Origin of the sequence: Streptomyces sp. Ncost-T10-10d, assembly GCF_900091955.1 — a bacterium.
Lineage (GTDB): Bacteria > Actinomycetota > Actinomycetes > Streptomycetales > Streptomycetaceae > Streptomyces.
In genome coordinates, this window is sequence record NZ_FMDF01000105.1 from 1 (window position 1) to 8208 (window position 8208).

10 protein-coding genes and 1 pseudogene are annotated in these 8208 nt (G+C 70.7%); 3 read left to right on the forward strand and 8 right to left on the reverse strand.

The window, feature by feature from the left end; genetic code table 11:
• The 4 genes from GA0115254_RS16920 to rimP form a co-directional block, all read right to left on the reverse strand.
• Positions 1-283: translation initiation factor IF-2 N-terminal domain-containing protein (locus tag GA0115254_RS16920; RefSeq protein ID WP_141720845.1), on the reverse strand; the 283-nt coding region annotated here is incomplete at its 3' end.
• A 147-nt stretch (positions 284-430) separates the two neighbouring features.
• Complete coding sequence (locus GA0115254_RS16925) at positions 431-709, reverse strand: YlxR family protein (protein WP_176740158.1); 279 nt, start codon at positions 707-709, stop codon at positions 431-433.
• A gap of 188 nt (positions 710-897) precedes the next feature.
• Positions 898-1938 (reverse strand): transcription termination factor NusA, encoded by a 1041-nt coding sequence (nusA, locus tag GA0115254_RS16930; protein ID WP_093896129.1) that lies wholly within the window; start codon positions 1936-1938, stop codon positions 898-900.
• 2 nt (positions 1939-1940) lie between these two features.
• Complete coding sequence (gene rimP / locus GA0115254_RS16935; protein ID WP_093896130.1) at positions 1941-2438, reverse strand: ribosome maturation factor RimP; 498 nt, start codon at positions 2436-2438, stop codon at positions 1941-1943.
• A 176-nt stretch (positions 2439-2614) separates the two neighbouring features.
• Between rimP and GA0115254_RS16940 the strand changes: the two genes are divergently transcribed.
• The 3 genes from GA0115254_RS16940 to GA0115254_RS16950 are packed head-to-tail and all read left to right on the forward strand — an operon-like array spanning position 2615 to position 4585.
• On the forward strand, positions 2615-3139 hold the full coding sequence (locus GA0115254_RS16940; RefSeq protein WP_093896131.1) for a hypothetical protein: 525 nt from the start codon (positions 2615-2617) through the stop codon (positions 3137-3139).
• On the forward strand, positions 3136-3651 hold the full coding sequence (locus GA0115254_RS16945) for a ferritin-like domain-containing protein (RefSeq protein WP_093896132.1): 516 nt from the start codon (positions 3136-3138) through the stop codon (positions 3649-3651). The genes GA0115254_RS16940 and GA0115254_RS16945 overlap by 4 nt, the downstream gene beginning before the upstream one ends.
• 28 nt (positions 3652-3679) lie before the next feature.
• On the forward strand, positions 3680-4585 hold the full coding sequence (locus tag GA0115254_RS16950; protein ID WP_093896133.1) for an aminoglycoside phosphotransferase family protein: 906 nt from the start codon (positions 3680-3682) through the stop codon (positions 4583-4585).
• A gap of 61 nt (positions 4586-4646) precedes the next feature.
• Here GA0115254_RS16950 and GA0115254_RS16955 read toward each other — a convergent pair whose 3' ends face one another.
• The 4 genes and pseudogenes from GA0115254_RS16955 to GA0115254_RS43180 form a co-directional block, all read right to left on the reverse strand.
• Positions 4647-6347 carry a proline--tRNA ligase gene (locus GA0115254_RS16955; RefSeq protein WP_093896134.1) on the reverse strand — a complete coding sequence of 567 codons (1701 nt, stop codon included), beginning with the start codon at positions 6345-6347 and terminating at the stop codon, positions 4647-4649.
• A gap of 80 nt (positions 6348-6427) precedes the next feature.
• Positions 6428-6997 carry a GNAT family N-acetyltransferase gene (locus GA0115254_RS16960; protein WP_093896135.1) on the reverse strand — a complete coding sequence of 190 codons (570 nt, stop codon included), beginning with the start codon at positions 6995-6997 and terminating at the stop codon, positions 6428-6430.
• Between the two features lie 64 nt (positions 6998-7061).
• A complete protein-coding gene (locus GA0115254_RS16965) occupies positions 7062-7907 on the reverse strand; it encodes a GNAT family N-acetyltransferase (RefSeq protein ID WP_218105549.1) in 846 nt (281 codons plus the stop codon).
• 171 nt (positions 7908-8078) lie between these two features.
• Positions 8079-8208 (reverse strand): annotated as a pseudogene (locus GA0115254_RS43180) (4-hydroxy-3-methylbut-2-en-1-yl diphosphate synthase); the annotation flags it as partial.

Genomic DNA, 8208 nt, shown 5'->3' on the forward strand with positions numbered 1-8208 from the left:
GGCGGGCGCCGGGCTTCGGGGCAGCGGGACGTGCCGCGGCGGCCGGGGAGGGCGCTGCGGGCTTTGCGGGCGTCGCCTTGCGGGGCGCGCCAGGCTTTGCAGCGGACTTGCCGGCGTTGCCGCCGGGCCCCTGCAGTGCGTCAGTCAACTTGCGTACAACCGGCGCCTCGATCGTCGAGGATGCCGAACGGACGAATTCACCGAGCTCTTGGAGCTTGGCCATGACGACCTTGCTCTCGACGCCGAACTCCTTGGCGAGTTCGTATACCCGGACCTTAGCCACTTCGCTCCTTTTAGGTCCGGGTTACCGCCGGACCGTCGCTACTTCATGGGCGTACTCATCGCGTACTCATCGAGTGCTCATCGCAATCTCGACCTACTTCCAACTCGCGAGGTACCTGACCGCACGGGGTCCCGTGCCGTTCATTTCTTACGGTGTCGCCCGCTCGACGAACCGCTGCACTGCGGCGGGGTCGAACGGCCCCTTGGCCTTGAAGGCCCGGGGGAATGCCCGGCGGCGAACCGCCAGGTCCAGACAGACAGAGACGGGGTGTACATATGCACCCCGGCCGGGCAGCGTACCGCGAGGATCGGGGACGCATGCGTCCTCGTCCGCGACGATGCGCAGCAGCTCGTTCTTGGCCGCCCGCTCCCGGCATCCCACACAGGTTCGCTCAGGGCAAGCGCGGGCGTGCGTCCGGCCAGACACGGTTAAGTCTACCTCCCCGCACCGACCTCACCCCTTTGGGGCAAAAATCGAACGGATGTTGTCGTGTTCTCAGCGGCATGCCGCCCAGATGTATTCCCCGCGGCCCGCGCGACCGGGCCCCTGGCACCCCTTCCGGGACGGCGCCAGGGAGTCCGGCGCGGGCCGCGGCCCGGCGACCGCCGGGTTGGTCAGCGACGCTCCGAACGCTCACGGGCCCGCTCGGCCCGCTCCCGGTCGGCGACGTCGCGCTCGGCGTCGGTCTCGGTGTCCGGACGGATGTCGATGCGCCAGCCGGTGAGGCGGGCGGCGAGGCGGGCATTCTGCCCCTCCTTGCCGATCGCGAGCGACAGCTGGTAGTCCGGAACGGTGACCCGGGCGGACCGTGCGCCGAGGTCCACGACCTCGACCTGGCTCACCCGCGCGGGTGACAGAGCGTTGGCGACCATCTCGGCCGGGTCGTCCGACCAGTCCACGATGTCGATCTTCTCGCCGTGCAGCTCGGCCATGACATTGCGCACCCGGCCGCCCATCGGGCCGATGCAGGCACCCTTGGCGTTCAGCCCGGAACGGGTCGAACGGACCGCGATCTTGGTGCGGTGACCGGCCTCGCGGGCGATCGCGCAGATCTCGACGGAACCGTCCGCGATCTCCGGGACCTCCAGCGCGAAGAGCTTCTTCACCAGGTTGGGGTGGGTGCGCGACAGCGTCACGGACGGACCGCGCACGCCCTTGGCGACCCGTACGACATACGTACGCAGACGCAGGCCGTGGGTGTACTCCTCGCCCGGCACCTGCTCCTGCACCGGCAGGATCGCTTCCAGCTTGCCGATGTCGACCAGGACGTTCTTCGGGTCCTTGCCCTGCTGGACGACGCCGGTGACGACATCGCCCTCGTGGCCCGCGTACTCGCCGAACGTCCTGTCGTCCTCGGCGTCGCGCAGCCGCTGCAGGATGACCTGCTTGGCGGTGGTCGCGGCGATCCGGCCGAAGCCGGACGGGGTGTCGTCGAACTCCTTGGCCTCCTGGCCCGGTTCGAGGTCGGCCGGGTCCTCCTTCGCCCACACCGTCACATGGCCGCGCTCGTCGAGCTTCACGCGCGCGCGGCGGTAGCTGCCGTCCGTACGGTGGTAGGCGATGAGGAGGGCCGACTCGATCGCCTCGACGAGCACGTCGAAGGGGATCTCCTTGTCCTGTGCCAAGCCCTTCAAGAGCTTCACATCGATGTCCACGGCTACGCCTCCTCTTCCTTCTTGTCCTTGCGGCTGAATTCGATCTCCACGCGCGCCTTGGTGATCTCGTCGAAGGCGACCCGGCGGGACGTGGGCTTGCGGCCCTTGACACCCGGCACTTCGAGGTCGAGTCCTTCTTCGTCCACGGCGAGGATGCGAGCCACCAGTTCGCCTCCCTCGCGCAGATGCAGCTTGGCCAGGCGGCCCGTGGCACGTACGTAGTGGCGGTGCTCCGTCAGCGGACGGTCGGCACCGGGGGAACTGACTTCGAGGACGTACTCGCCCTCGCCCATCGCGTCGGTCTCGTCGAGCTTCTCGGAGATCGCGCGGCTCAGCTCGGCGCAGGCGTCCAGCTCCACGCCTTCATCGGAGTCCACGATGATCCGCAGCACCCGGCGGCGGCCCGCCCGGGACACCTCGATCTCCTCGAGATCCAGCTGCTCGGCGCTGACGAGCGGTTCGAGCAGTCCGCGCAGCCTCTCGCTCTGGGTGGTGCTCATCCGGGTGACTCCTCGGCCGCGTGTGCTGTTGTGGGGATCTCGCGTGTCAGGTCAAAGGGTATCCGGTCCCGAGGGGTGTTGCCGTCCGCCTGCTCCGCTGCCGCGGGTACGCTCGCCTGCGGTGATCACTTCAGGACAGATCCAGTCAAGACAGGTCCAAGCCCGAAGGAGAACAAGTGCGGCGCACGGGGACGACGCGCAGAGGTGCGTTCACCGCGACGGGGGCGATCGCCATGGGGGCGGTGCTGGCCGGCTGCGGCGACGGGACCGGGACCCGGGAGGGCTCCGCACGGGCCGACGCGGCGACCGCGGCCGAGCAGGCCGCCGCACGGGCGGAGAAGACGCTCCGGGCGGGTGCCGCGGATACCAGCAGGGAACTGCTCGCCCGGTACGAACAGGCGGTCAAGGCCCATCCGGCGACCGCCGCCGGGCTCTCGCCGCTGCGGGACGCCGTGCGGGCCCACGCCAGGGCGCTGGCGCCTGATGGCGGCAAGACGCTCGTGTTCTCGCGATCACGCGCGACCGACGCCGAGGGTGCCCTCAAGGAGTTGGCCGCGGCGGAGCGCCGCACCGCGGACGCCCATACGGCGACGATGCTGAACGCCCCGCCGGAGCTGGCCCGGCTGCTGGCGTCGATCGCGGCGGCGGGCGCGGCCCATGCCTATCTGCTGACCGAACTGGCCAAGGAGACCTCGTCATGAGCGCCGGGACACTGAAGGCGGCTCAGGCGGCCCTGGCCGCCGAACACGCGGCGGTGTACGGGTACGGGGTGGTCGGCGGCCGGGTCGCCGACGGCCGACGGGCCGAGGCCACTGCGGCCTACCACGCGCACCGGGCCCGGCGCGACGCGCTGGCACGGACCGTGCGTGACCTGGGCGGTGAACCTGTGGCGGCTCAGGCCGCGTACGCTCTGCCGTTCACGGTGCCGGACCCGGCTGCGGCGGTGCGACTGGCCACCCTGCTGGAGGATCGGGTCGCGGACGTGTACTCCGATCTCGTACGGGCCGCCGCAGGTCCGCTCAGGCGGGAGGCCGCGGATGCGCTGCGGGAGGCCGCGGTGCGTGCGGTCCGCTGGCGGGGCAGCGGCGTACCCTTTCCCGGGCTCGCCGAGCGCACCGCCACGATCGGCGCGACGGCAGGGACCGATGCGAGCGCCGGGTCCGACACGATCCACGGGACCGATGTGACGAACGGGACCGGCGCGACGCACTGAAGAAGCTCTGAAAGGGAACAAAGCACGTATGGGTTTCGAACCGCCGCAGCGTCTGGTGCGAGCGCTCGGCGAGGCGTACGGGGATGCGGCCGCCGCCGACTGGCTCGCGCAGCTTCCCGCACTGACCGAGGAAGCGCTGTCCTCGACCGGGCAGAAGCTGACCGTGGAACGGGTCGCCGCCCCCGGGGGCCGCAGCAGTCTGGTCCTGCTGGTGACCTGCTCCGACGGCACTCCGGCCGCGCTGAAGATCGCTCCGTCCGGGGCCGCACCCGAGCTGGAGCAAGCGGCGCTCGCTCACTGGAACGGCTGGGGCGCGGTGCAGCTCCTCAACGGCGGCCCCGGCGCACTGCTGCTCGAACGGCTGCATCCCGAGGTGTCGCTGCGCTCACTGCCGGAGGCGAAGGCGCTGCTGGAGGCGGCGGGGACGGTGCGCCGGCTCTGGGTCGAGCCGCCGGCCGGCCATGGGTTCGAGACGGTGGCCGAGCGGACCGGGCGCCGTACGGAGCCGATGCGGGCCTACGCCGCCTCCGACCCGAGCCTGGAGCCGCTGGTCACCGCGGCGCTCGCGGCGCGTGCGGAGCTGATCGCCCACTCCCCCGAACTCCTGCTGCTGCACGGCAATTTCCGCCAGAGCAAGGTGCTCGCGGGCGAGCGGGTGCCTTGGCTGACGGTCGGGCCGGAGCCGCTGGTCGGTGAGCGGGCCTACGATCTGGCGCGCCTGGTGCGCGACCGGGTCGAGGATCTGATCGCCTCCCCCGGCGGCCCGGTGACGGCCCGTCGGCGGATCAAGAAGCTCGCCGATTCGCTGGACGTGGACCGGGAGCGGCTGCACGGCTGGACGCTGTTCCGCGCGGTGGAGTCGGGAACCCGGGCGCTGGCGGTCGGCCGTCGCCAGGAGGGCGAGCTGACGCTGGAGTTCGCGGGCTGGCTGTGAATGCCTCGCAAAGCCGTAGGCCCCCGCGGTGTGCGGGGGCCTACGGCTTTGCGTTGCGGTGTCAGCCCTGAACGGTCAGGCGGGCGATCGCCTCGTCGACCGTGAGCTCCTCGCGCTCGCCCGTGCGGCGGTCCTTGAGCTCCAGGACGCCCTCTGCCGAGCGGCGGCCGGCGACCAGGATCTTCGGGATGCCGATCAGCTCGGCGTCGGTGAACTTCACACCGGGCGAGACGCCCGCGCGGTCGTCGACCATGACCCGCACACCGGCGGCGGCGAGCTTCTCGGCGACGTCGAGGGCCAGCTCCGTCTGAAGTGCCTTGCCCGCCGCGACGACATGGACATCGGCCGGGGCGATCTCGCGGGGCCAGCACAGCCCCTGCTCGTCGGCCGTCTGCTCGGCGAGCGCGGCGACGGCGCGGGAGACGCCGATGCCGTAGGAGCCCATGGTGACCCGGACCGGCTTGCCGTTCTGGCCGAGCACATCGAGCTGGAAGGCGTCGGCGAACTTGCGGCCCAGCTGGAAGATGTGGCCGATCTCGATGGCGCGGTCCAGCTTGAGGCCGGTGCCGCACTTGGGGCACGGGTCGCCCGCCTCGACGACGACGACGTCGAGGTAGTCGTCGACCTCGAAGTCACGGCCGACGACGACGTTCTTCGCGTGGGCACCGGGCTTGTTCGCGCCGGTGATCCAGGAGGTGCCGGCGGCGATGCGCGGGTCGGCGATGTAGCGGACCTTCTCCAGACCCTGCGGGCCGACGTAGCCGCGTACCAGGTCGGCGCGGCCCTCGAAGTCCTCCGCGGTGACCAGTTCGACGACAGCGGGGGCGAGGTGCTCGCCGAGCTTGCCGAGGTCGACCTCACGGTCGCCGGGCACGCCCACTGCGACGATCTCGCCGTCGACCTTGACCAGCAGGTTCTTCAAGGTCGCGGAGGCCGGGACGCCCAGGTGCGCGGCGAGCGTCTCGATGGTCGGGGTGTCGGGGGTGTCCAGTTCCTCGACGGGGCCGTGCGCCGAGCCGTCCACGGGGGTGGCCTTGAAGGTCACGGCCTCGGTGTTGGCGGCGTAGTCGCAGGCGGGGCAGTCGGCGAAGGTGTCCTCGCCGGCCGGGGCGGGGGCCAGGAACTCCTCGGAGGCCGAGCCGCCCATCGCACCGGAGACGGCGGAGACGATGCGGTGGTCGAGGCCGAGCCGCTCGAAGATCCGGATGTAGGCGGCGCGGTGCAGCTGGTACGCCTCGATGAGCCCCTCGTCCGTGGTGTCGAAGGAGTACGAGTCCTTCATCTGGAACTCGCGGCCGCGCAGCACACCGGCGCGGGGGCGGGCCTCGTCCCGGTACTTGGTCTGGATCTGGTACAGGATCACGGGCAGGTCCTTGTAGGACGTGATCTGATCCTTGACGACCTGGGTGAAGATCTCTTCGTGCGTGGGGCCCAGGAGGTACTCGGCGCCCTTGCGGTCCTGGAGCTTGAAGAGCAGATCGCCGTACTCGTGGTAGCGGCCGCTGGCGTCGTACGACTCCTTGGGGAGCAGCGCGGGCAGCAGCACTTCCTGGCCGCCGATGGCGTCCATCTCCTCGCGCACGACGCGGGTGATGTTCTCCAGGACCTTCTTGCCGAGCGGCAGCCAGGTCCAGATTCCGGCCGCCGTGCGACGTACGTATCCGGCCCGGACGAGCAGCTTGTGGTTGAGCGTCTCGGCGTCCGCCGGGTCGTCGCGCAGTGTCTTGATCATCAATCGGGACATGCGCTGGACCTGGGCCATGATGAACTCCTGCTCGGAAGGGTGATGTGCAGGAGGTTAGCCGGGTGGTGCGGGTGGGCGGAAATCGATTGGCTTCCGTCCTAGCCCTTGCGACGCAGCGGAAGCGGGGCTCCCATCACCGCGTACGGCTTGGGAGCGCTGGGAAAGAGCACCTGCCGGGCGAGGTCCTGGTAGCCGAGACTGCGATAGAGACCACGTGCCGGGCTCTCCGTGTCGATCGCGGAGAGGATGGACCGGGGCTGGTCGACGGCGTCCGTGATGGCGGTGATCAGCGCGCGGCCGATGCCGCGGTTCTGGAACTTCGGCAGGACGTGCAGCTCGGTGATGACGAACGAGTCGTCGAGCCAGTGCGCGGAGCCGGTGGCGCGGAGGTAGGGCTCGACGACGGTGGACCACCACTGGCCGCGTTCGTTCGGCATGCCGTAGACGAAGCCGACGAGCCGACCGCCCGGGGTGGTGGCGCCCAGCGCGCGGGCGCAGGGGTGGTCGAGGTGTCTGAGGACGATGTGGCGCCGTACCTCGATCTCTTCCGGTCCCAGACCGAAGGCGACAGCCTGTACCGCGAGTGCCTCGTCCACGCGCGCGGCGAGATCGATCGGTCCGATCCGGACGCTGGGGGTGTGGGGGCCGCCCCCGGAAACTGCTGCCATGCGCCGACCCTACTGGCCCGGGTGGGGTGGGTGGTACGGGTCGGTGGCACCGGCCGCCGACCGGTCAGAACAGCACGCTCGTGAACGCGCCGACCTCGCGGAAGCCGACCCTGGTGTAGGCCTTGCGCGCAGGGGTGTTGTAGTCGTTCACGTACAGGCTGACGACGGGTGCGACATCGGCCAGGGCGTAGCGCAGGACCGCCGCCATGCCGATCTCGGAGAGTCCTCGGCCGCGGTGTTCGGGGGCGACCCAGACCCCCTGGATCTGGCAGGCCTGCGGGGTGGCCGCGCCGATCTCCGCCTTGAAGACGACCCGGCCGTCCTCGATCCGGGCGAACGAGCGGCCTGCGCCGATGAGCTCGGCGACGCGTGCCTGGTAGAGGAGTCCGCCGTCGCCCGCGAGCGGGGAGATGCCGACCTCCTCGGTGAACATCGCCACGCAGGCCGGCATCAGGACGTCCATCTCGTCCTTGCGGATCCGGCGGACCAGAGGGTCCGGGGTGACCTCGGCGGACGGAGTCTCGGTGACCATGAGCGGCTGATGGGCCCGGACCTCGCGGGCGGGACCCCAGCCGGGTTCGAGGAGCCGCCACAGCTGGGTGGTGGGCTCTGCGGGACCGACGATCGAGGAGCAGCGGCGGCCGACCCGGCGGGCCCGGTCGGCGAAGGCCCTGACGGCCTCGGGGGTGGCGCAGATCGGTACGAGGTTGGCGCCCGAGTAGCACAGCGAGCGCAGCCGTCCGTCGGCGTACCAGCCCCACATCTCGCCGCCGAGGCGCCAGGGATCGAGACCTGCGATCTGGACCCGGGACGTCACGAAGGCATTGGCGACGGGTTCGCTCTCCAGGATGGCGAGAGCGGCGCCGAGGTCGCTGGGTTCGAGGACCCGGGTGGTGGTCTGCGTCAACACGAGGGGGCCTCACCATGCGGTCTGCTGATTTCCGCACTGTACCCAAAGAGGCTCATCGGCGCCGCCCGTGCCCGGGAACAACGACCGCAGGGCCCCGTGAGGTCGCTCACGACCGCGCCCCGCCGGGCGGTGTGCCTGTTCGTCCGGCGGGGCGCGGTGGTGCGACCTGTTTCAGCTGATGGAGACCTGGGGCTCGCCGGAGGCGATGCCGTCCTTCTCCATCTGCTCGGCGATCTTCAGGGCTTCTTCGATCAGCGTCTCGACGATCTTCGATTCGGGCACGGTCTTGATGACCTCGCCC